The sequence below is a fragment of the Synechococcus sp. C9 genome (assembly GCF_022984075.1).
Classification (GTDB): domain Bacteria; phylum Cyanobacteriota; class Cyanobacteriia; order Gloeomargaritales; family Gloeomargaritaceae; genus Gloeomargarita.
In genome coordinates this window covers 2,401,141-2,423,434 of record NZ_JALAAD010000001.1, presented here as the reverse complement: position 1 = coordinate 2,423,434, position 22,294 = coordinate 2,401,141, and the positions used below count along the sequence as shown (strand labels likewise).

Below are 22,294 nucleotides of genomic sequence, written 5' to 3'. Positions count from 1 at the left end.
CAGTTGGAACTCCAACATTACCCTATGACCGCTTCTTTTCCCGTTGAAATCCGCCATCAGGGGCAAGTAACCACCATTATGGCTCCGGCAGACCAAACCATCCTCGCCAGTGCCGTTGCCGCTGGGTTGAATTTACCCTCTTCCTGTACAGCGGGTATCTGTACGACCTGTGCCGCCCGTTTGCTCAGTGGTACGGTGGATCAACCGGATGCGATGGGGTTGAGTCCCGCCTTGGTCACCCAGGGGTTCGCTCTGTTGTGTGTCGCCTATCCCCGCTCAGCCATTACTTTGGAAACGGAGCAGGAAGAAACGGTCTATGAATTGCAATTTGGTCAATTTCAAAAGTAGGAAATGAAATAGGTCATCGCCTCTAAATTATCAGTAGAAACTTCATCCTTAAGGGCACTTTTAAAAATGGGTCGCAGGGGTGTAGCTCCCGTTTTAGGTTCTCGATATTATGGGCATTCGAGCCAGACAAATAGAGGTGCCCATAATCTTTTTATTATACTCAAAAATCAAGGGTTGCAAAGACACCGCCCCTGTATTTGGTTCTGGGGAGTTTGTGTTCGTTAATCAAGTAGAATTGCCATAGACTTTTAAGATAGAAATAAGACTCTTTTGGGGCACTTTTAATTCCTGTCTGACTATCTGAAGACAGGTGCAAAGGTTGACAGAAATGTCTCAAACTTGCTGGTAGCTAAATTCTCATCTTTGGCATTGCCAGTCAGTTTTCAGTAACAAACAGGTGCAAAACAAAGTAGTTTGTACTAACACATTTGGTTTGATTGATCGTTAAAACCATGGACTAGACCCCGCTCGAAATCCTGTTATTGGAAGTTTTACCCGGATACGCTCCAGATTTATTGGAGTTCGCCAAACCCTGCCAGTTGCAAAAACATTATCAGTTAGTTGACACTAATTTTCATTAGCTTTATAATCAATGACTGTCAAGAACACGTTTTTATTGAGCGATGCCACCCAGTAAAGTCTCTGCTGTTGGTGAGGTTAGGGTCTGCCCACCACAGAATTTGATGAAGGAGCGTTCTTCTTTGGCAGACTCATGGTCAGTCGAGGGTGGATGATTCCAGAACTTGTAACTGCACATTTCAAGGGACTTGGGCAGGTTATATTACCCTGGAAAAATTTGTAGTTATCATCCATAACCCCAGTCAATCCTAGTCGTCAAGCAAGGAGCCTTTTATGCGTCGGTATCTGTCTGTTCTTTTAATTGCCATCTCAGTTTGTTTGATGTTGGTAAGTTGCTCTACTTTTCAAGCTTCAACTTCAAATAATCCTGAATCTGTCACTCAAAGTTCTCCCATGAATGACCCCTATGCCCAGCAGGTTATGGCGGGTTTAGCCTACTTTCAAAAACGGGCGGATGAACAGCTTAAGTTAGCGGAAAATCTCCTGGTTGCCCTAAAAAGTGGGGATATTAATCGTGCCCGGCAAGCTTATGTAGAGGCTCGTCCTCCCTATGAAGAAATTGAAGTTTATGCGGCTAGTTTTCCCGAGGAAGATGAAGCTATTGATGCTCGCCCCTATGCCATTGAAGGTGGGGAAACTTCAGAAAATTATCGCAGTATTCACCGGATCGAAGCCCTTATCTATCGGGACAATAACTTGGCGGCGGCAGTGCCCTACGGTGAAAAACTGGTAGATAGCGTGAAATCTCTGATTGCCAAACTCAATGATCCTAAAAATTTCAATTCATCTCTAAATTATGCCGGAATGTTAGCTTTGGCGGAGGAGGTTCCTTCCAAAAAAATTTCCAGTGAAGAAGAAACCTGGTCAGATCAAAGCATTTTAATTTTCAAGCACAACTGGATTGGGATTCAAAGTCAATTTGAACCTTACAAATCCAAACTTGACCCGGCAGTGACGGCAGAGGTTGAGCAAGCATATAAAAATGTGATGACAACCATTATGGAATTTACCATTCCTGGTAAAACTATGACCAAACCCTACAGTTCGGTGAATGCCCAACAACGGGGTAAAATTGTAGCCGCTGCCTATGCCTATCGAGATGCTTTAGCAAAGGCAAAAGCGGCACTCAATATTCCCGATCCGCCGAAAGGGTGAAGTTTGCTTTAGCCCCTATACCCATTCCTCCAATTGGGGAATATTCCGATAGTTTACGGAGCAACATCATAGACCGAAGACGAGGGATGGTCACCCTGAAAACTATTTCTAGTGATGCTTGCAAAGGATACAAAAACCTTTGATTGTTCTAAAGCCTCAGAATGATTGACCGACGGTAAGTGGAGTTTCACTGTATCGCCTAATCACTGCAGGGCACCTGGATCAATTCCAGGTTAGCGGTCGCAGGGGGGCACCCCCCACCCTTGGTTCTGGGTACTATGGGTATGCTAACGATGAGATTTATGGCGATGCCACGCAGGCTATGGGTTGGCTCAAATATATAGAGATACCCTTAAAAGACTGTAGTTCATGGGGATGTCTAAGAATAGAACCCATTGACGTATGATCAAATGCGGGCTAATGGTTCTGAAATAGCCCTTTTTGAGGTCAAGATGGGGATTTTAGATTGGGCGGTGGTGGGGATTTATCTGGCATTGAGCCTGCTGTTGGGGCTGTATTTATCCCGCCGAGGTGCCCGCAGTTTGGTGGATTTTTTTGTGTCGGGGCGTTCCTTGCCCTGGTGGTTGGCGGGGACGAGCATGGCGGCAACGACGTTTTCGATTGATACCCCTTTGTATGTGTGTGGGTTGGTGGCGCAGCGGGGGGTGGCGGGGAATTGGGAATGGTGGAGTTTTGGCTTGACCCATGTGGTGATGATTTATATTTTTGCCCGCCTGTGGCGACGCTCGGAAATTATCACTGATGCGGAATTGACCGAACTGCGTTATGGGGGCAAACCAGCGGCACTCTTACGGGCAACCAAGGCGTTTTTATTTGCGGTGCCGATTAATTGTATTGGCATGGGCTACGCTTTGTTGGCGATGGTGAAAGTGATTGATGCCCTGGATATTTGGGGCAGTTTGGGAATTGACCCCGGGGCGAATGCCAAACTCTGGAGTGTGGTCGGGGTGAGTGTGTTGGTGCTGATTTACGCTGGGGTGGCGGGGTTGTGGGGCGTGGTGGTGACGGATTTATTTCAATTCATCCTGGCGTTGGGGGGGGCACTGCTGGTCGCGGTAGTCGCTCTGCATCACGTTGGGGGGATGGGCAGGGTGGTGGCGCATTTCCAGGGGACGGAGATGTTGCGGCTGTGGCCTTGGGGTCAGCAGGTGGGGTTGTCTGCCAGTACGTTGTTTGCCTATGTGTTTGTGCAGTGGTGGGCGTTTCGGCGCAGTGATGGGGGGGGAGAGTTTATCCAGCGGTTGGCGGCGGCGAAGGATGAGCGGGAGGCGGAGCGGTCGGCCTGGTGGTTTAACATTTTGAATTACGTTGTCCGTACTTGGCCCTGGGTGGTGGTGGCTTTGGTGGCACGGGTGATTTACCCGGACTTGCCAGACCCGGAGTTGGGCTATCCCAAGTTGATGCGGGATTTTTTGCCGCCGGTGCTGTTGGGGGTGGTGGTGGCCTCTTTGCTGGCGGCGTTTATGAGTACCATGTCCACTCTGATCAATTGGGGGGCTTCCTATCTGACCCGGGATTTGTACCAGCGGTTTTGGCGACCCCAGGCCAGTCAGGCGGAATTGGTGATGGCAGGGCGGCTGGCCTCGGTGGGGGTCACGGCGTTGGGGGCGGTGGCGGCTTTTTATGCCCAGGATGTGACGGCGGTGTTTCGCCTGGTGATTGCCATCGGCACGGGGCCGGGGCTGGTGCTGATCCTGCGCTGGTTCTGGTGGCGGATCAATGCGGTGGCGGAATGGACGGCGATGGTGGCTGGGTTTCTGATCGGGCTGGGGACGACGGTGGTGCCGGTGATCCAAATCCCGGATTTTGGCTGGCGGCTGCTGGTGACGACGGGGGTGACCGCCCTGGTCTGGCTGACTGCCATGTACTGCACTGCCCCGGAGAGCGAGGCCACGTTGAATGAATTTTACCGGCGGATTCGTCCGGGGGGCCCGGGCTGGCGACAGCAACAACAGGCTACCGGCTTGGCTCCGCTCCAGGACTTGGGCTGGGAACTGCAACGTACCCTGGCGGGAATTGGTTTGCTCTTTGGCAGTATGTTGGGGGTGGGGGGCTTTCTGCTCTGGCAACCCCTGGCGGGCTGGGTCTGCTGGACGGTGGCGGTGGGGGCAGGCTGGTGGTTGCGTCACCTACAACGGCGGGACAAATTGGGCAAAATTGACGGCTAAGTGTAAAGAAACGATAAAATTTTGTTGGGGATCAAAACATTTTTTTATTAACCTAATCAAAGAACTTAATAAAAGCGTTGGAGTAAAGGATTCATGGCGAGAGCGGGGCGATTGGAGCAGATGCGGCGGTATGACCCGGACGTGATTGCGGCCTACTACCGGTGGCGACCGGGGCGGGTGGTGGGGCGACTCCTACAGGTGGGGTGGGCGATTTTGGCGTTTCTACTCGCCTTGGGGTGGGATCATGTCACCGGTCGGGAGGAACGCCATCGTCCCCAGCGGGCGGCCCAACTGCGGCGGTTGATCACGGCGATGGGGCCAACCTTCATCAAGGTGGGGCAAGCCCTGTCCACCCGGCCCGACCTGGTGCGGCGGGATTATTTAGAAGAATTAACCCTCCTGCAGGATCAACTGCCTTCCTTTTCCAATGCGGTGGCCTATGACTTAATTAGGCAGGAATTGGGGCAACCGGTGGATGTCTTGTATCGGGAATTGTCCCCGGAACCGGTGGCGGCGGCCAGTTTGGGGCAGGTGTATCGGGGGCGTTTGCAGACCGGGGAAGAGGTGGCGGTCAAGGTACAGCGTCCGGGACTAATTCCGGTATTAACCTTGGATTTGTATATTCTGCGGGGGATGTTGCATTTTCTCCAACCCTGGTTGCCCATCCAGATGCAGGACGATTTGCGGTTGATTGTGGATGAATTTGGGCGCAAATTGTTTGAGGAAATTGACTACTTAAACGAAGCCTGCAATGCGGAAAAATTCGCTGACAATTTTCGCAATGACCCAACGGTAAAAGTCCCTAAAATTTATTGGGCATTCACCAGTCATCGGGTGCTGACTTTAGAATGGATCAATGGTTACAAATTAACCGATGCTGAAGCGGTGCAAAAAGCCGGGATTGCCATGCACGAATTTGTGCAAATTGGGGTGCGGGCTGGGCTAAAACAGCTTCTGGAGTTTGGCTTTTTCCACGCCGATCCCCACCCTGGCAACCTATTTTTAACCACCGATGGGCGGCTGGCTTATATTGATTTTGGCATGATGGACCAACTCACCCAAGAAGCCAAGGAACAATTGGTAGATGCCCTGGTGCATTTGGTGAATAAGGATTATCGGGAATTGGCACGGGACTTTATCCGGTTGGGTTTTTTACCACCGAACACAGATATTGAGCCGATTGTCCCGGCACTGGAATTACTCTGGCAGGAGGCGGTGGGGAGCCAGTTACGGGATTTTCGATTCAAACAGGCGACGGATCAATTTTCCGATTTGATGTATCGCTATCCATTTCGAGTCCCCGCCCATTTTGCCTTAATTATCCGCTCCCTAGTGACCCAGGAAGGGATTGCCATGAGTTTAGACCCAAATTTCAAGATTGTGGATGCGGCTTATCCCTATGTAGCACAGCGATTATTAACCGGAGAAACCCCACAATTTCGCCAACGCCTGCTGGAGGTTTTATTCAAAGACAATCGGTTCCAGTGGCAACGCCTAGAAAGTTTGTTGTCCGTGACCCAAGGCGGGGATGGGGTGGATTTACAACCGGTTTTGGGGCCAGCGTTGAGCTATTTATTCTCCTCAGAAGGACAGTTTTTACGCAACCAATTAATTTTGGCTTTAACCGAAGATGACCGTTTACATTTTGCGGAAGTCGGGCGGTTGTGGCAGTTGGTACAGGGACAAATTCGCCCCCGGGCTTTGTTAGAATTGGCTTGGCATCACGGGTGAATGGGTAACAAGTCAAATGCGGGTCAAAACCTTTGTGGCATTGCTAGTTTTGGGGTTGAGTGGTGGGGGAATTAGGCTCGCCCCCGTACCCTTCCTTATGAAACCAGTAATCGCACAGGCAACCTTGAGTAAACGTCAAATTGCCGAAGTCGCAGAAAAAATCACGGTTTTGATCCAAACCCCGGCGGGGCATGGTTCTGGCACGATTATTGCTAGGAATGGGGAGGTCTATCAGGTCTTAACCGCCAAACACGTGATTGAGAGTATTAAACCCGGCGAAGAGGCGGATATTACCACCCACGATGGTAAGGTTTATCCCTTAGATTTCCGTCGGATTCAAAACCTACCCCAGGTGGATTTGGCGGTGGTGGAATTTCGCAGTTCAGGAAATTATCCCCAGGTGAAATTGGGGAATGATCTGGCTGTTAAACGGGGGATGAGTGTGTATGTGGCGGGCTTTCCTTTACCGGGGCAAGCAATTACCAAACCAGTCTTACAATTCACCAGTGGGGATGTGACGGCAAGTTCAGAAAACATTTTACAGGATGGGTATTCCCTCACTTATACGAACAACACCTTGCCAGGGATGAGTGGGGGACCGGTATTGAATGAACGGGCGGAATTGGTGGGGATTCATGGGCGAGCGGAAGGGAGTTATCAATCCACCAAACAGGGAACCATTGCCCTGAAATCCGGCTTCAATTTAGCCGTTCCCATTCGCACCTACACCGCTTGGGTGAATCGGCAACCAATTAGAGTTAATAACACCGGCACCACCGCTCAAGAATTATATATTTTGGCGGAACGGAAGTACGAAGCGGGGGATATTCAGGGGGCGTTAAATGACCTCAATCAATTGATTAAACTCGAACCCAATTCGGCTTTAGCATACATGAGCCGTGGCATTTTGAAAGCCCTAAATCAACAGGATTATCAGGGGGCATTAGCGGATTACAATCAAGCCCTCCAACTTGACCCCAAAAATGCCGATATTTACGGCAATCGTGCCTTTTTGAAAACCCTATTGCGGGATTTTCCTGGGGCAACTGCGGATGCGGATCAAGCGATTCGCCTGCGGGCAAATTATGATAAAGCCTACGTTTTACGGGGATTTGTCAGAAGTCAAATGAATGATTATCCCGGGGCTTTGGCGGATGCGAGTCGAGCGGTAGAACTAAATCCCAATTTGGCGGATGCCTGGTTGATGCGAGCGACAGCGAAGGTGTATTTGGATAATCCCAAAGGGGCGTTAGAAGATGTCACCCGAGCGATTCAACTTAATCCTAAAGAAGCGAGTAGTTATGCTATCCGTGCCCTGGCAAAAACCGCCTTACAGGACTTTGCGGGTGCGATTGTTGATGCCAACCAGGCGGTCACGTTAGATGGGAATAATGCGATTGCCTACACGGCTCGCAGTACCGCCAGGGTCTTTACTCAGGATTTTCGGGGCGCATTAGAAGATGCGAATCGGGCGATGCAAATCAATCCCACCAATTCCGATAATTATTTTGTGCGGGGGGTGGCAAAAATAGGTTTGGGCGATGGGGTGGGGGGCTGTGGCGATTTACGAACTGCGGCTAATTTAGGCAGTGCAGAAGCTCGGACTACTTACCAACAATTTTGCCAGTAAAATGGCATGGATTTGTAGGGATATAGGGCACTTTTATAAATTACATAATGAGCGATTACCAGCGATTACCGGAGCACTATTAAGAATACCTAAAAGTTGTCTCATCCCTATCCAAAATAACTATAGCAATCCTACTTGATTTACATTAGCTTGCGTGCCGTAAGCATACAAAAATTCTTCAGAACCAAGTACGGGGGCGATGCCCCTGCGACCCCTGTTCTAAACTTAGTTAGGATTACTATAGCAATCCTACTTGATTTACATTAGCTTGCGTACCGTAAGCATATAAAAATTCTCCAGAACCAAATACGGGGGCGATGCCCCTGCGACCCCTGTTCTAAACTTAGTTAGGATTGTTATATTTCCATATCCAAAGCCGCCACCCGTTGATAAATCGGAATAATATATTGATTGCCAAACACAAACCGATGGTACAAGCCCAACTGCTCATACACCGCCAGGGGAATGCCCACATCCGCCAGGTAAAGCTGACCCGCATAGGGTGCTCCCATCACCGGCAAACCCAAAACCAAGGTCGCCACCGCCACCCCGTCCACCGTTGCCCCAATCCGCAATACTTCTGCCCCCGACTGCGCCACCCATGCCCATATTTCCGGGAGGAGGGGGGTATCACTGCCTACCAAAACCACCGCCACTTTTTCGCCAGTTAATTCACTAAGATCAACGGTTTGGGCACCGGTTTTTTGATACAAATTATATTGATTTTGTAAGCATAAATTGGGGGCAATTTCGGGATTCAACCAGACCCGCACATTCATACAACGGTTTGCCAAATGACGAGCGGCACTCAATGCCACCGCCCCAACCGTCCCACTGCCCACCAGCACCACCACCCGTCCCACTTGCCAGTCCTGCCCTAGCCAGCCGAGGGTGAGCATGGCACTACTGCGACCGGCAGTTTCTACCCAGACTTCCGGTGGCAAACCGGCTGTAGCCACCCCTTCCCACCAGAGGGTCACTTGCTCCGGGGTCAAGGTGGGGATGGGTAACCCCGTACTGGTACAAAAGAGTTCGTTCATTAACTATTAATATATTTTATATTTAAGGGCACTTCTAAAAATGGGTCGCAGGGGCACCGCCCCCGTTTTTGGTTCTCGGTAATATGGGCATTTTAGCAAAATAATCTTCCAGTGGTGGCAATAAATAGAGGTGCCCTTAAATTAAAATAACAAATGAATCAGGTCACGGGCAATGTTATTATCCGCTCGGTAGTCACTGGGGGTTTTAGCAAAAGAAAATGTGTACCGATTATCATCTTGCCAAGTAATTTTATAGTGATTCCCTTCAGTAAGAGAAAAACCTAGTTGCTTAAGTCTTGTTTCCAAGCGTCTCGTCATGCCCTTATAATCAGAGAATAACTCTTTGATTTGGGTGCGGATTTGCTTGGAATACTCCTGGGAAGGGTTACACTCTAAAAGCGATCTTAATAAGTCACGGCGGCGTTTGTAACAATTATTAGGGAGACGATTCAATTCTTCCTCGATGAGACGCAAAATTAATTCATAAGTTTCATCCTGGTAAAAGTCAGTTTCATTGCTATAAAACGTGATGGCATGGTGGTTATTGGTTCCGGGTGTAGGTGCTGAAGTGGTGTAGTTGTTATATCTACTATGATTCAACTGGGCTTGCAAGTGAAGATACGCTTGCTGGAGCGAATCGTATTGTTCTTGAAGCGAGATATGTTTTTCTTCGGTGGAAATAGCGCATTTTTCAAAATAGTTACAAAATGATGTTAGGGTTTGATTTTCTTGTTGTAATTTTGCTATTTGTTGTTGTAATTCTTGTGCTTTTTCCTGATGGGTTTGCGTAGGTTCTGTCTGCTGTTCAAGTAAAGTAGTATTCTCCTGCTGTAGGTTAGCTAATTGCTGGTGCAGGTGTTGATTTTCTCGTTCTAATTCCCGCAATTGTTCCTGGGTGGATTCGGTCTGTTGCTGGATTAAAACCGCATTCTCCTGCTGTAAGGTGATTAGTTGCTGGTGCAGGTGTTGATTTTCTTGTGCTAATTCCCGCAATTGTTGCTGTATTTTTTGATACTCTTGGGTAATCTGTTCATGTCGTTGGTCAAGCTCGTGATAATTTTCTTGCGCTTGGGATAGACGTTTTTTCCAATAAGCTAGGGAATGCCGTTGGCGGCGGCGGTACAACCAGAGTGCAACCAGCCCCACCAATAGACCCAAAAGGAAGGGCATCATTTTTGGGGACAATAATTTTCCCATAATATAAATAATCTCCAATTGTTTTGCCAGTTATGTCTTTACCCCAAACCCTGCCGGAAGCGATTGCCCAGGCCCAAAATGCGACCCAAGAGGCAATTGCCCAGGGGGAAACCCGTCTGCTGGTGGAGTTGTGGTTGCCGGAGGTGAAACCCATGCCCCTGGTGCGGGAATTTTTGCAAGCCTTTGTGGGGTGGGGAACGGCGGGACGGGTGGTGTTTAGTGATGCGGGGGGGGCGGCGCTGGCGCGGCGGGACTGGGGGGTGGTGCCCTGGCGGGTGGAAACCCTGCGGGAACCCCATCAATCGGGGGATCAGGGAGTGGTGCTGGTTGCCCCTGACCCGGCGGAGGTGGCTCAGGTACGGGCGTTGGTGGAAACGGCGGTTTGTCCGGTGATTCTGCTCAACCCCCGCTTGGAGGATGCGGGCACGGTGGGGATTGGCTATGCGGGACGGCGACTGCGGCAGGAATTTTTGCAAACCCTGGTGACGGCGTACCATTTGCGCCCGGTGGAGGGGGGGGCGGTGCTGAGAATCTACCCCCAGCCCTGGCAAGTTTGGCGGGAAGAACCGACGGGGATGTACGTTTTGGCGGGGGAATTTCCCCAGCATCCCGATGGGGAGACGGTCACGGCAACCCTCAACCCCCAACCCACAGGTGAAAATTTTTGGCGGGGCTTGGGGCGGTTACTGCGGGCACTGCGGGCTTAATCGTCCCGAATTTGCTCCGCTTCGGGGCAGTCGTCGGACACCAATGGCTCCAGGTCGCCCCGGGGCACGGAGGCTAGTTTTTGGGTGATGGCACCAATGCTTTCCATGCGGATCAATTCTTCCCAGGCGCAGGTTTCGTCTTCCTCTTCCGTTTCGTAACGCAAGGTCACCAAGTCCCCCTCAATGTCTATGATGCGCGCCCGCTCGATCATCCGCTGTTGATCCTTGAGGTAAATCCACACTTCCCGACCGTCGCAACAGATTTGGTAAAGCTTGCGGTGTAGCATCGGCGGTCTCCTTACGCGAAACAGCTACGAACAAAAAACCTGGTTGACTGCCCACAGGTTTTTCATATTTTCTAACATGGTGATCATTCTAACAATAGTTTTGCACCAGTGAACCATGAATCAGCGGGCGGTTGTCCTTTTATCTGGGGGGTTGGATTCGGCGACGGTTTTGTATTACGCTCAGTCGCTGGGTTATGCCTGCTATGCCCTCTCGTTTGATTATCACCAACGGCACCGGCGGGAACTGCGCTCGGCTCAGGCGGTGGCCCAAAGTGCGGCGGTTCACGGGCATGAGGTCATTCCCCTGGATTTGGGGCGTTGGGGGGGGTCGGCGTTGACCCAACGGGATATGGAGGTGCCCGGTCACCGGCTCCCGGCGGAAATGGCGCAGGGGATTCCCGTGACCTATGTTCCGGCTCGGAATACGATTTTCCTGAGTGTGGCGCTGGCGTGGGCGGAGGTGTTGGGAGCAGACCGGGTTTACCTGGGTGCCAATGCCCTGGATTATTCGGGGTATCCAGACTGCCGGGAGGATTATCTGGCGGCGATGCAGACGGTCTATACCCTGGGCACCAAACGGGGGCGGGAGGGTCAACTGATTACGTTGACGGCACCGTTACTGCATTTGCATAAGAAAGAAATTATCCAGTTGGGGCAGGAATTGGGGGTGCCCTGGGAACTCACTTGGTCGTGCTACCGGGGGGAAGAACTCGCCTGTGGGGTGTGTGATAGCTGTATTTTGCGCCGGGAGGGGTTTCGGCAAGCGGGGATTCCCGACCCTTTGCCCTATGCGGTGACGTAAATTTATTCATAATCGTTTGGGATCACTTGGTGGGCATCTCTATTTATTTGAGCTAACCATAAATCTCATCGTTGGAATGCCCAGGTTACCTAGAACCAAAAACGGGGGCGGTGCCCCTGCGACCCCTAGACTATTGGGGCTGGCTAACTAACTTCGGAGGAAGGCAAAAGTTCCTTCAGGGTTTTCAGCACATCCGGTTCCAAATAGGGCTTGGTCAAATAGGCATTACAACCTAACTTCTGTGCCAGTTTTCGATGTTTTTCCCCCGCCCGGGACGTGAGCATAATAATCGGCAAGGTTTGATAACGCTCGTCTTGGCGGCAGGCACTGAGAAATTCAAACCCATTCATACGGGGCATTTCCACATCAGAAAATACCGCTTGGATGTGGGGATTTTGGGCTAATAATTCCAGGGCTTCCCGACCATCGGCGGCGGTATGTACCCGATAGCCATGTTTGGTCAGCATTTTGCTCAAAGTTCCCCGAATCGTCAGGGAATCATCTACCACCAAAATTTCCGTTTGCGCGAGGGTACGCACCGGGGTCTTGGGCACCACCACTCCCACGTCCGGCGTGCGTAACCAATGGTTGACCAACCCTGCCCCATCCAGCACCGGCACCAACCGCCCATCCCCCAAAATCGTACAGCCATACACATAGGCGGGGAGGCGCAACAGACCACTGAAGGGCTTAATCACCAGGTCTTGTTCTAACAAAATCTGGTCAATTTCCAGACCGTAAACCTCATTGTCCACACTCAACAGCAGGAGGGGTCGTCCCTGCCCAGCGGGTAAGGTGAACCCGGCTCCTTCCCCAGCCCCCCACCGCACCGGGTAACGATACTCCAACACCGAGGGGGGAATCAGGGGGACCAACCGCCCCTGCCACCGGTACAACTGCCGCCCCTGCATGGTCACCAACGCCGCATCCGTCACGGTCACAATCGCCGCCAAACTGTCCACCGCTAGGGCAAACCGCCGCTGGTCTAAACTGAAAACCAGGAGCTTAGTAATGGTTAACGTCAAGGGTAAACGAATGGTAAACGTGGTTCCCTGCCCCGGTTCCGTATGAATTTGAATCGAGCCTTTGAGTTCTTGAATTTGCAAGCGCACCACGTCTAAACCGACCCCCCGCCCGGACAGGTCACTCACCGTCGCCGCCGTTGAAAATCCCGGTGCAAATAGACAATTCAAAAGGTCAGCTTTACTGGCATTCGCCGCCTGTTCTGGGGTGAAAATTTGCTTTTCAATGGCTTTTTGGCGCACCCGTTCTAAATCAATCCCCTGCCCATCATCCCCAACGGTAATATAGGTTTGATTCCCCCGGTAGTAGGCTTGAATTTCAATCGTACCCTGAGGATTTTTACCCCGTTGAATGCGGGTTTGGGGGGGTTCAATCCCATGATCAAAAGCATTACGGACTAAATGCACCAAGGGGTCAGTGAGTTTTTCTAAAACCGCTTTATCTACGAGGGTATTGGCTCCGATTAACTTAACTTCCACTTGCTTATGGTGCTGAACACACAAATCCCGTACCATGCGGGGAAATCGCTGTAAAATTTCCTGCAAAGGCACCATCCGAATCCAGAGTAAATCCCCCCGAATTTGCTTGAGGGTTTGTTGTTTTTTCCGCAAACTTTCCTGGGATTGCTGGGTAATCAAACCCATATCCCGCAGGACTTCCCCTACCTGGGCAATTTCTTCAATCACCGTTTGTACCCAGGTGTAAATTTGATTGTAGGAATCCATTTGCAGGGGGTCAAATTCACTATGTGCTTCACTCTTAGGCGTAGTTTCTGCATGGGCAGTTACGGTGAGTTGGTCGGCGGCATCTTGCAACATCCGACTGAGCATTTCAAATTTATTTAACCGTTGCCCAAAGGTCTGCACCAGGTTTTGCAACTGTTGTTGATGCAATAGGGAACCGTTTTCCTGAATCACCAATTCCCCAATCAAATTATTCAACCGCTCCAGCCGACTGACTTCCACCCGCACCACCGCACCCCGGGTTGGTTGGGGTTGAGCAGAAGGAACCTTGGGGGTAGCCGCTGGGGGTTCAGCCACATCCATCGCCGGGGGCAATTGTGTAAATAATGTATTGATATTATCTGCGGTTAAAATCTCGGTTTGCGGCTCTGGCACCGGGGATTCCACAGGCAATGACACCTGTTGCAAATTTTCTACTAAAAAGGCTTGCAATTCTGGGCTAACCCTGCCCCCATGTTCCCGGTCGCCCGCCATCACCTGGTCGTAACCCTGGCGCAAATCCCGCAGGAGTACCTGGGCAATGGCAGTTGCCTGATCCGGGTGTTGGGTCAAAGCGGTTAAGCCAGCCTGACAAATTGCCCGCCAGCCCGGTAGATTCAGCAATTCCCCCAAATTAGTAAAAATTTCCAACTGACTGATGACCTCGGCAACCCAATCCCCCGTCGGGTGCGCCAGCAGACCGCTCAACTGGGTCAACCCCTGCTGAATATCCCCCCCAAAAATGGTGGCAGTCATATCCACCCCCAAATCCTGCGCTGAGGGCATATAGGCATCCGCCCCGGTGGGTTCGGTGGGTCCGAGGATTTCCTCTAAAAGTAAAAAGGCTTGTTCGGCATTATGCAGTACGGTGTCGGGGTCAAGATGCCCGTTGGTCAACTGGGATTGCAGGGGCTGGCGCAGGGTGTCAAAAGCACGCAAAAGGGCTTCTTCCAGGGGAACATCCAGCGTCCCGGGCCATTGGTAAAGTTTTTGCAGGGCATTTTCCAAGCGATGGGCGATCACCTGAATCACCGCCAACCCGACGGTAGCCGCTCCCCCTTTGAGGGAATGTGCCGCCCGCATCAGGGCATGGATATGGGGAATGTCATGGTTTTGTCGGAGGGTTAAGAGTCCCGATTCCAATTCCTGTAATAAATCCTGGGCTTCCTGGGCAAAAAATTCCAGAGCTTCTGAATTGATTTCAGTGGTAGGGGGTAACGCTGGCCCCGTCCACAGGGGAGTAGATGGGTTTTGTTCTGATTCTGGATAGTTTTCTTCCCAAAATGAGCTAGATTCTGGTAAATTTTGAGGTTCGGTTTGGCTAAGCTCTCCTATTTCTTCCCAAAATGAATTGGTAGGATTTGCTGGTTCTGCACCGTTTACTTGAGTTGTTTCTATATTGTTAACCTCCTCCCAAAACGAACTAGATTCTGGCAAATCTTGGGGTTCCGTTTGGCTAAGTTCCCCTATTTCTTCCCAAAATGAATCCGTAGAATTTGCTGGTTCTGTTTCATTTACTTGCGGGGTAATAGCATTGTTAACCTCCTCCCAAAACGAGCTAGATTCTGGCAAATCTTGGGGTTCCGTTTGGCTAAGTTCCCCTATTTCTTCCCAAAATGAATCCGTAGAATTTACTGGTTCTGTTTCATTTACTTGCGGGGTAATAGCATTGTTAAGCTCCTCCCAAAACGAACTAGATTCTGGCAAATCTTGGGGTTCCGTTTGGCTAAGTTCACCTATTTCTTCCCACAAAGAATTAGTAGAATTTGCTGGTTCTGTTTCGTTTGATGGGGGGGTAATAGCATTGTTAACCTCCTCCCAAAATGATAATGTTGGTGGTTCTAGTGGTTGGACATCTGCACCTGCGTCTCCCCAAAAATTAGACTCATCTGGTATGGACATCTCGTTGGATTTTTCTAAATTATCGGCTGTCAGAGAATCAACCTGGGGCTGGTTCACTTCACCGATTTCATCCCAGAACAAATCATTCGCTACAGAGCTTTCATTCCCTACTGGGTCATCAAACGTTTCCATCCCCATTTCCCCCCAATTAGGGATGGCTTCTTCCTGCGTAATCAATTGATTTTCCCCATCCTCAGATGGTTTTGTCCAAGCCAGTAATTCGGGACTGGGTTCTCCCCCCTGATGCTGACCGCCCATCACTGCTTGTAAATCCCGGATCGCCAACCGGGCAATCTCAGCGGCATGGCTGGGATGATGAATCAATGCCTGCACCACCACCTGACCAATCCGGGTTAATCCTGGGAAATTTAACATCTCCCCCAAGCCAACTAATACATCAAACTGTGCCCGCAATTCTCCACACAACAAAGCGGGGTCAGATTGGGATAATAACCCTTCAATTTCTGCAATTTTGGGGGCAATATCATTATCAAAAATAGCCTGCTCGACATTCACTTCTAAATCTGTGGAAGTTACTGGCTTAATTGTGGCTGGCACCGGCCCTAATATATCTGTCAATTGCTTATAAATGGTCTTCGCTCGCCGCAGGGCAAAATCTGAGTCACACACCCCCGTTTTTAACCATTGGGACAAGGGCAGACGTAAACAATCAAATCCTTGCAATAACAAATCTTCGATGGACTCAATATCCCGATCCGGCTGAGTTAATAGGGTTTGAAACACATCCTCTAAACATTGCGCCAAGGTTTGAATCCCGTACATGGAAACACTGGCCGCCCCGCCCTTGAGAGAATGCGCCGCCCGCAGTAACCGATAGTAGGCTGGGACGGAATGATCCTGTCGCAACCTGCGTAACCCAGTTTCCAATTCCGCCAATAATCCCGGCACTTCTGCCCGAAAGTAGGCCGTAATTTCATCCGGGGATAGGTCAGTCATAGGAACTGTGGGAATAGGTCAATCAAATCATATGGCTTGATTCTTACCTTAAACACCAGGAAGCGATGAAGCTTCCGTGAAATGACGTAATTTCGCCGTTACCGATAACCATCCTACCCGCTGGATGCGTGAACTTTCAGAAAAACTACGCCCGCTACCTCTGCAACCGTTGTTGAAAATTCAGGGAGGATTGCTATATTCCCAAATTAGCATTTTCCAATCAGGAAGAAACTGCGAGCTTTCACTCCCCTCCTTTAGCGACAATTATTCTTCCTTACCGGTAATTTTGAACAACCGTCCCGCCGAGGATTCCCCGGTGAGTTTAATCAATACAAACCCCGTAGCGACCCCCACCAATACCATGCCAAAGATTACCCCCGCATGGCTAAAAATTTCTGCGGCCATCAGCTTTCATCCTCATAACATCACCTTTGATCATAGCGAAAAGTTCCCCCCTAATACCCATGAATCCGCCCCAACCGGGTGCCGGGATAAAAATACCCCAAAATTTGCAGGTAATTGTACTGCTGTTTTGCCAGTTCATACGCCCTCTGCTGACTCATCCCCCGCCCGCCAAATACATCCCGAACGATATTGTCATTCGCCGCATACTGGGTCAAGACCACGCCGCCCTTGTAGGTGAGTATTTGCCCCCGGGTCGCATTGACCGCCGCTCGGGTGGTGGGCTGTTCGGAACGCACCCCTTTGTAAACCTGATGCCGTTCGGTCGTCCCCAGATCGTAATACCTATCCACCGGCCGAATCCGTTTGGTCACCGCATAGGAACGAGCCGCCACCGCCTGCGCCTGGAGTGCCGATGCGGGCCAGTGGGCGTACATTTCCGCCCCCACGACGCTGTACAGATACTCCTCCAAGTCCACATAATTGATCACACTCAACCCGTTGCGTGCCAACAGTAGCACCCGCCCCCGATACCAGCCATCGCCCACATAAACATAGCCCCCGGCACTGGGTTGGAGCCACAAAAAAGGGGCTTTGTACCCCCCCAAAGTCACCTGTCCGCCGCTGGCTTGGCTCTGTACCCGCTCCATAGGCGCAAGACTGGCCACCAAACGCCCCTGGGGGTCAACCACCTGCGCTGGGGTGGAACTGCCCAGTGGTAATGTTCCCCCGGTCTGGGTCAAAAAAACCCGCATGATGACGGTCGCCTGGGCGGGCATAACCCATCCCACAACCAAAAGCAACCCTATCCATCTCCTCAACCCACCCATCAACCCATGAAAACGTAAATCCTAACCTAATCAATAATAAATACAACATTAAACCGAATATAGCAATCACATCTGAAGGGAACCTCTATTTATTTTTTGAACCAATCATCAATCCCATCCTGGGAATGCTCATCTTACCCAGAACCAAGGGCGGGGTGCCCTCCTGCGAACGTTAACTTTGAATTTATAGATTTGCCCTGAATTGTGAGGAAAAATTTTATACTCAGAAAGTCAAGGGTTGTAGGATACCACCTCACCTTAGTTTTCATCGCCTTACCATAGTCATCCCACTTAATTTGTGAGAAAAATTTTACTAAAGGCATTTGCAAAAACAGGTATAAATTTGACAGCATCCGGCTCTCCTCGATTTACAGTTGCAACTGTATGGGAGAACACACTTCTTGGTCTCCAAGGAAGTTGAGACCCTCATCGGGCTTACATATAAACTCTGCTTATCACTAAATACTCAGGAGAGCAATTATGCTATACTTGTAGTGCTAAAGAATAGGTAAAAGTTGGTGAGTAATCTAGGCAAGATTCTTTTATGGAATTAAGAGAAAGAATACCATGAAGCATAAAAAGGGGTTGACGGCAGTAGCTTTTCTGGTTTCTGTTTTTTTATTAGCTAGTTGTGGGCGTTCTGAGGAGTCAACCGTCGAGAAATTTTACCGTTCTCTCGAGAAAGGCAAAATATCTGAAGCAAAAGGATATGTATCTGTTCAGGTAGTGGGCTTATTGGGGGACAGAAAGCTATCTCTTGCCTTATCGAAAGAGTCAGAAAATATCAGAAAATGTGGGGGAATTAAAAAAATTGAAGTTAACTTAGAAGGCAGTGGAGAGATTCGTTCTGGGACTACAAAGGTAACTTTTAATGGAGATTGTGAACCAAGTTTTCAAAATACAAAACTAATAAAAGAAGATGGTGAATGGAAAATTACCGCAGGCAAGTAAAATACTTGGAAGTAGTATAGTATGTTTAACTCTTTGTACTCTTGGAATTTACTATGTTCAGCATTCCTACCGTAGTTCTTTTGAACAGGAAACTATTGATTGGAAAGTGATTGCCGGGGAACTTTCTGATGGTGATCTCGTATTTAGAACTGGGCGAGATATGATTAGCCGTTTGGTGCTTTCGCAAGGAGACTTACCCAGATTTTCCCACGTTGGCATAATTCTTAGAAATAAATCGGAATTGGTCGTGGTGCATGCAGTGCCACAAAATGGTAAATCTGCTGGGGGGGTAATTGTTGAACCACTGGATACATTTACCGCCAAAGATAATGCAAAAGATGTTGGATTTTATCGAGCAAAGAACATTAATGATAAGGCTAGGCGTGTTATTCGTGAGTATAGCCTTCAGCAAATTGGCAAAGGATTTGACTATAGGTTTTTATGGAACGGCGATGATGAATTGTACTGTACAGAATTAGTGCTAAAAGCATTTGCAAAATCAGGCATAAATTTGACAACATCCTTACCAAAAGTGCGGGTCATGCTGATTCCCGAACCAGTGTATCCCCCCGATCACCTTAGCAAATCATCACAATTAGAGTCAATTTTATATTGAAACTATCTCCCAGATTGCCAACCAAATTAAGGGCACTTCTAAAAATGGGTCGCAGGGGCGTAGCCCCCGTATTTGGTTCTGGAGAATTTCTGTTTGCAAATCAAGTAGGATTGCTATAGCTTGACTGCCCTTGCGTCCTGGTGGAGGGACGCTACCCGGAAAGGGAAAACATCAAGACAGGCAAGCCTCTTCATTTGCGGAGTTTTTGTATGCCTATGGCACACCAGCTAACGCTAATCAAATAGGACTGCTATGTATGGTTTAACTGTGCAACTCCTGTTGGTGATGCAAATGCTCTTCCTCAATCATCAGGGCTTCTTGATCCAAGTGGCTGTACAGCACCGGCAATGCTTCCCCCGGCCCGAGTAATGGGCGCAGACCGTTCAGTTCCGCCAAGATCGCCGAACCATTGTTGATCACGATGGCGAGAATCGGGTCGAGGGCGAAGAAAATCCCCGCCAACAATGCCCCCAGGTTGGGAACCGCCACGATCAGGGTATTTTGCCAGATCACCTCCATCGTGTACCGCGCCACCTTGATCGCCTGGATCAAACCCCGCAGGTCATTTTCCATCAAGACCACATCCGCCGTTTCCCGGGCAATATCCGTCGCCCCCCCAAAGGAAATGGACGCATCCGCATAGGCCAAAGCCGCCGAATCGTTGATCCCATCCCCGCAGAACGCCACCACCCGTCCCTGGTCATGGATGTCTTTCACCACCTCCACCTTCCGCTCCGGGAACGCCTCCCCATACACCTGCCCTGGCGCAATCCCCACCTCCGCCGCCACCGCATAGGCGACCCGTTTCACATCGCCGCTGAGCATATAGGGCGTGATCCCCAGGGCTTTCAATTCCCGAATCACCGAGGGGGTTTCCGAGCGCAGGGGGTCACGGTACAAAATCACCCCCAGCAGGATGCCATCAGCGGCTACATACACGGGGGAATAACTGCCGGTTTTAATCTCCGGGTGTGCCTCCTCAAAACTCTGCACCGCCACCCCCATCTGCGCCATCAGCCGGTGACTGCCCACCAGGATTTCCCGTTCCCGGATCACCGCCACCACCCCCATGCCCACCCGGTATTCCCAACTTTCGCAACTCCCCGGTTCAATGCCTTTTTCCCGGGCATGACGCACAATCGCTTCCGCCACCGGATGGGTCAACCCCTGCTCCGCCGTCGCCGCCAACTCCAACACCCCCGCCACCGTGTCCATACAGCCGTCAGCCAGCCGTACCTCCGTCACCGTTGCCTGTCCCCGGGTCAAGGTACCGGTTTTGTCAAACACCACCGCATCCACCCGAGCCAACATCTCAATCGCCCGCCCACTGCGGATAAAGACCCCATTGCGTGCCGCATAGGTCAAGGCCGAAAGAATCGCCGTCGGCACCGACACCCGAATCCCCGTCCCAAAATCCAAGGTAATCAAGGCAATCGCCCGCTGGGTATCCCCGGTGAACCCCCACACCGCCCCGCCGATCAGCAACGTGGGCACCACCGCCTGATTCGCTACCAAGGCCGCATAATTTTCCACCCGGGTGTCATGCACCGGTGCCGATTCCATCAGGGACACAATCATCCCCGCCCGGGTTTCATTCCCCGTCCGCTCCGTCAAAATACAGGCCGTCCCGTCCACCACCATCGTTGAGGCAAACACCTCATCCCCCACCTCCCGGCGCACCGGCACCGATTCCCCAGTGAGCTTGCACTGGTCCACCACCACCGTCCCCCGCAGGAGATAGCCATCCACCGGAATCTGATCCCCCGGATAGACCAGCACATGGTCCCCCGGCACCACCGCCCGCACGGAAATTTCCACCTCTTGACCGCCCCGCTCCACCCGCACCGTCTGGTTCAAACAATCCAACAAGTCCAGGCTGGCCCTGTCCGTCCCCCGTGCCGTCATATCCCGGATCACCTCGCCGCCCTCGATCAAATTCAGCATGAACGTCGGGGCAAAGTAATGACCTTGTAAGGTATGGGCACTCAACGCCAACGCATCCAAAAAGTCAATATTCAACTGATGTTCCTCGACGATCCCCGCCCATGCCCGTTGGAATACCGGCACCGCCGCCACAAAAATCAACCCCGCCACCAGAAGTTCCGGGATCGGGAACCCCACCATCAGCGCCAAACTCAAAACCAAGCCCAAAACGGGTAATCCCAATCGTTCCCCATCAGTAGTGTTGAATGTTAACGAAAGGGTGGAAAAGGGAGACTAAAAATGGTATTTTAGATTGGTAGAAACCACGAGTAACAGTATTTTTATGAGACGACAAATTCAGGGACTTATCAAGCCCTTGCTGAACCTTCTTCCCAAAAACGACTATCCAGTCTTGGATACTCGCTTGTTTGTACTCATATGGATGCACTTCATTTTAGATGCAAGAGTCGCCACCATGCGGGGCTTATTCTTCCTCTTGAATCATCTCAATTTTAAAGTTGACATATCAACGTTTTCTAAGGCGTGTAAACATCGTAGCACCGAGCCGTTTCAAGTGATCCTAAGAGAACTGCAAAAACGGCTTAAACATCATCAAGGTGAATTTAAGCACTTATTCCCATTAGATTCTACCATTATCACCCTGACCAGCAAATTATTCTGGCACTACAAGCAGGTAAAATTGACGCTTGGCCTGGATATAAATGAGGGCAATATCGGTGACGAATCAATTATATTTGGAAAGACTAATGACCATAAAATTGGGCATCTTGTGATTGGGACGATACCTGAGAATGCCGTTGGTATCATGGATAGGGGTTTTGCTTCCTGGAAATTAATGGACGAAATGTGTAAACGAAATACATTGTTTATTGTGCGGATTAGAAATAATATGAAGTTGCAACCTGACAATCCGGATATTCGGGTAATTCAATTTTTTAATGAAGAGGAAAACACAGAATATAGGCTAGCGACTAACGTGACTTCGATGACGGATGAAGAGATTTGTTCAGCCTATCGTTTGCGCTGGCGAATTGAGTTGCTTTGGAAGGCACTAAAGATGCACTTGAAATTGGATAGAATCATTACCAAGAATGAGAATGGTGTGCGGCTACAGATTTATGCCGTATTGATTGGTTATCTAATTTTAAGATTGCTGGAGATAGGTCACAATAAGACCTATGAATTGATTGACAAGTTGCGATATTTACAAATAGAAATAGGCCGACACTGTAGCTTCATGGAACTCGTAGGGGTAGAGCCGCTCGTAGGATAACCCTGACCC

17 protein-coding genes are annotated in these 22,294 nt (G+C 50.2%); 10 read left to right on the top strand and 7 right to left on the bottom strand.

Annotated features, from left to right (window positions below):
• The first annotated feature begins 24 nt into the window (after positions 1-24).
• The 5 genes from MLD66_RS11855 (at position 25) to MLD66_RS11835 (ending at position 7,632) form a co-directional block, all read left to right on the top strand.
• Positions 25-348 (top strand): 2Fe-2S iron-sulfur cluster-binding protein, encoded by a 324-nt coding sequence (locus MLD66_RS11855; RefSeq protein ID WP_247218143.1) that lies wholly within the window; start codon positions 25-27, stop codon positions 346-348.
• Positions 349-1,320: 972 nt separating this feature from the next.
• Positions 1,321-2,082 (top strand): EfeM/EfeO family lipoprotein, encoded by a 762-nt coding sequence (locus MLD66_RS11850; protein WP_247218142.1) that lies wholly within the window; start codon positions 1,321-1,323, stop codon positions 2,080-2,082.
• A 452-nt stretch (positions 2,083-2,534) separates the two neighbouring features.
• On the top strand, positions 2,535-4,271 hold the full coding sequence (locus MLD66_RS11845; protein WP_247218140.1) for a sodium:solute symporter family protein: 1,737 nt from the start codon (positions 2,535-2,537) through the stop codon (positions 4,269-4,271).
• 93 nt (positions 4,272-4,364) lie between these two features.
• Positions 4,365-6,002: an AarF/ABC1/UbiB kinase family protein gene (locus MLD66_RS11840; protein WP_247218138.1), complete on the top strand. Its 1,638-nt coding sequence runs from the start codon at positions 4,365-4,367 to the stop codon at positions 6,000-6,002.
• Between the two features lie 97 nt (positions 6,003-6,099).
• Positions 6,100-7,632 (top strand): serine protease, encoded by a 1,533-nt coding sequence (locus MLD66_RS11835; RefSeq protein WP_247218136.1) that lies wholly within the window; start codon positions 6,100-6,102, stop codon positions 7,630-7,632.
• Between the two features lie 356 nt (positions 7,633-7,988).
• On the opposite strand, the gene MLD66_RS11830 is transcribed toward MLD66_RS11835, so the two are convergent.
• Positions 7,989-8,672, bottom strand: coding sequence for an NAD(P)H-hydrate epimerase (locus MLD66_RS11830; protein WP_247218134.1), 684 nt, complete (start codon positions 8,670-8,672; stop codon positions 7,989-7,991).
• Between the two features lie 141 nt (positions 8,673-8,813).
• Complete coding sequence (locus MLD66_RS11825) at positions 8,814-9,845, bottom strand: hypothetical protein (RefSeq protein WP_247218132.1); 1,032 nt, start codon at positions 9,843-9,845, stop codon at positions 8,814-8,816.
• A 56-nt stretch (positions 9,846-9,901) separates the two neighbouring features.
• Here MLD66_RS11825 and MLD66_RS11820 point away from each other — a divergent pair, with 56 nt between their 5' ends.
• Positions 9,902-10,576, top strand: coding sequence for a DUF1995 family protein (locus tag MLD66_RS11820; RefSeq protein ID WP_247218130.1), 675 nt, complete (start codon positions 9,902-9,904; stop codon positions 10,574-10,576).
• Here MLD66_RS11820 and MLD66_RS11815 read toward each other — a convergent pair.
• Entirely contained in the window at positions 10,573-10,863 is a 291-nt protein-coding gene (locus tag MLD66_RS11815; protein ID WP_247218128.1) for a DUF6679 family protein, read from the bottom strand. The genes MLD66_RS11820 and MLD66_RS11815 overlap by 4 nt on opposite strands.
• 115 nt (positions 10,864-10,978) lie before the next feature.
• Between MLD66_RS11815 and queC the strand changes: the two genes are divergently transcribed.
• Positions 10,979-11,665, top strand: coding sequence for a 7-cyano-7-deazaguanine synthase QueC (gene queC / locus MLD66_RS11810; protein WP_247218126.1), 687 nt, complete (start codon positions 10,979-10,981; stop codon positions 11,663-11,665).
• A gap of 143 nt (positions 11,666-11,808) precedes the next feature.
• Here queC and MLD66_RS11805 read toward each other — a convergent pair whose 3' ends face one another.
• The 3 genes from MLD66_RS11805 to MLD66_RS11795 form a co-directional block, all read right to left on the bottom strand.
• Positions 11,809-16,269, bottom strand: a complete 4,461-nt coding sequence (locus tag MLD66_RS11805; protein ID WP_247218124.1) for an Hpt domain-containing protein — start codon at positions 16,267-16,269, stop codon at positions 11,809-11,811.
• 264 nt (positions 16,270-16,533) lie between these two features.
• Positions 16,534-16,674 carry a PetM family cytochrome b6-f complex subunit 7 gene (locus MLD66_RS11800; RefSeq protein WP_247218122.1) on the bottom strand — a complete coding sequence of 47 codons (141 nt, stop codon included), beginning with the start codon at positions 16,672-16,674 and terminating at the stop codon, positions 16,534-16,536.
• 50 nt (positions 16,675-16,724) lie between these two features.
• Positions 16,725-17,450, bottom strand: a complete 726-nt coding sequence (locus tag MLD66_RS11795; protein WP_247218121.1) for a SpoIID/LytB domain-containing protein — start codon at positions 17,448-17,450, stop codon at positions 16,725-16,727.
• Positions 17,451-18,068: 618 nt separating this feature from the next.
• Here MLD66_RS11795 and MLD66_RS11790 point away from each other — a divergent pair.
• Both MLD66_RS11790 and MLD66_RS11785 read left to right on the top strand, forming a co-directional pair.
• Positions 18,069-18,452 carry a DUF4878 domain-containing protein gene (locus MLD66_RS11790; RefSeq protein WP_247218119.1) on the top strand — a complete coding sequence of 128 codons (384 nt, stop codon included), beginning with the start codon at positions 18,069-18,071 and terminating at the stop codon, positions 18,450-18,452.
• On the top strand, positions 18,421-19,068 hold the full coding sequence (locus MLD66_RS11785) for a YiiX/YebB-like N1pC/P60 family cysteine hydrolase (protein WP_247218117.1): 648 nt from the start codon (positions 18,421-18,423) through the stop codon (positions 19,066-19,068). The genes MLD66_RS11790 and MLD66_RS11785 overlap by 32 nt, the downstream gene beginning before the upstream one ends.
• A gap of 261 nt (positions 19,069-19,329) precedes the next feature.
• Here MLD66_RS11785 and MLD66_RS11780 read toward each other — a convergent pair whose 3' ends face one another.
• Positions 19,330-21,234: a heavy metal translocating P-type ATPase gene (locus MLD66_RS11780; RefSeq protein WP_247218114.1), complete on the bottom strand. Its 1,905-nt coding sequence runs from the start codon at positions 21,232-21,234 to the stop codon at positions 19,330-19,332.
• A gap of 100 nt (positions 21,235-21,334) precedes the next feature.
• Here MLD66_RS11780 and MLD66_RS11775 point away from each other — a divergent pair, with 100 nt between their 5' ends.
• Positions 21,335-22,285: a transposase gene (locus MLD66_RS11775; protein ID WP_247214935.1), complete on the top strand. Its 951-nt coding sequence runs from the start codon at positions 21,335-21,337 to the stop codon at positions 22,283-22,285.
• The last annotated feature ends 9 nt before the right edge of the window (positions 22,286-22,294 follow it).

Bases quoted from the DNA above. Each gene is read 5' to 3' on its own strand.
- MLD66_RS11845 (WP_247218140.1), top strand. From the start codon at position 2,535: ATGGGGATTTTAGATTGGGCGGTGGTGGGGATTTATCTGGCATTGAGC.
- MLD66_RS11825 (WP_247218132.1), bottom strand. From the start codon at position 9,845: ATGATGCCCTTCCTTTTGGGTCTATTGGTGGGGCTGGTTGCACTCTGG.
- MLD66_RS11855 (WP_247218143.1), top strand. From the start codon at position 25: ATGACCGCTTCTTTTCCCGTTGAAATCCGCCATCAGGGGCAAGTAACC.
- MLD66_RS11805 (WP_247218124.1), bottom strand. From the start codon at position 16,269: ATGACTGACCTATCCCCGGATGAAATTACGGCCTACTTTCGGGCAGAA.
- MLD66_RS11790 (WP_247218119.1), top strand. From the start codon at position 18,069: ATGAAGCATAAAAAGGGGTTGACGGCAGTAGCTTTTCTGGTTTCTGTT.
- MLD66_RS11840 (WP_247218138.1), top strand. From the start codon at position 4,365: ATGGCGAGAGCGGGGCGATTGGAGCAGATGCGGCGGTATGACCCGGAC.
- MLD66_RS11800 (WP_247218122.1), bottom strand. From the start codon at position 16,674: ATGGCCGCAGAAATTTTTAGCCATGCGGGGGTAATCTTTGGCATGGTA.
- MLD66_RS11820 (WP_247218130.1), top strand. From the start codon at position 9,902: ATGTCTTTACCCCAAACCCTGCCGGAAGCGATTGCCCAGGCCCAAAAT.
- MLD66_RS11850 (WP_247218142.1), top strand. From the start codon at position 1,321: ATGAATGACCCCTATGCCCAGCAGGTTATGGCGGGTTTAGCCTACTTT.
- queC (WP_247218126.1), top strand. From the start codon at position 10,979: ATGAATCAGCGGGCGGTTGTCCTTTTATCTGGGGGGTTGGATTCGGCG.
- MLD66_RS11835 (WP_247218136.1), top strand. From the start codon at position 6,100: ATGAAACCAGTAATCGCACAGGCAACCTTGAGTAAACGTCAAATTGCC.
- MLD66_RS11775 (WP_247214935.1), top strand. From the start codon at position 21,335: ATGAGACGACAAATTCAGGGACTTATCAAGCCCTTGCTGAACCTTCTT.
- MLD66_RS11785 (WP_247218117.1), top strand. From the start codon at position 18,421: ATGGTGAATGGAAAATTACCGCAGGCAAGTAAAATACTTGGAAGTAGT.
- MLD66_RS11830 (WP_247218134.1), bottom strand. From the start codon at position 8,672: ATGAACGAACTCTTTTGTACCAGTACGGGGTTACCCATCCCCACCTTG.
- MLD66_RS11815 (WP_247218128.1), bottom strand. From the start codon at position 10,863: ATGCTACACCGCAAGCTTTACCAAATCTGTTGCGACGGTCGGGAAGTG.
- MLD66_RS11795 (WP_247218121.1), bottom strand. From the start codon at position 17,450: ATGCCCGCCCAGGCGACCGTCATCATGCGGGTTTTTTTGACCCAGACC.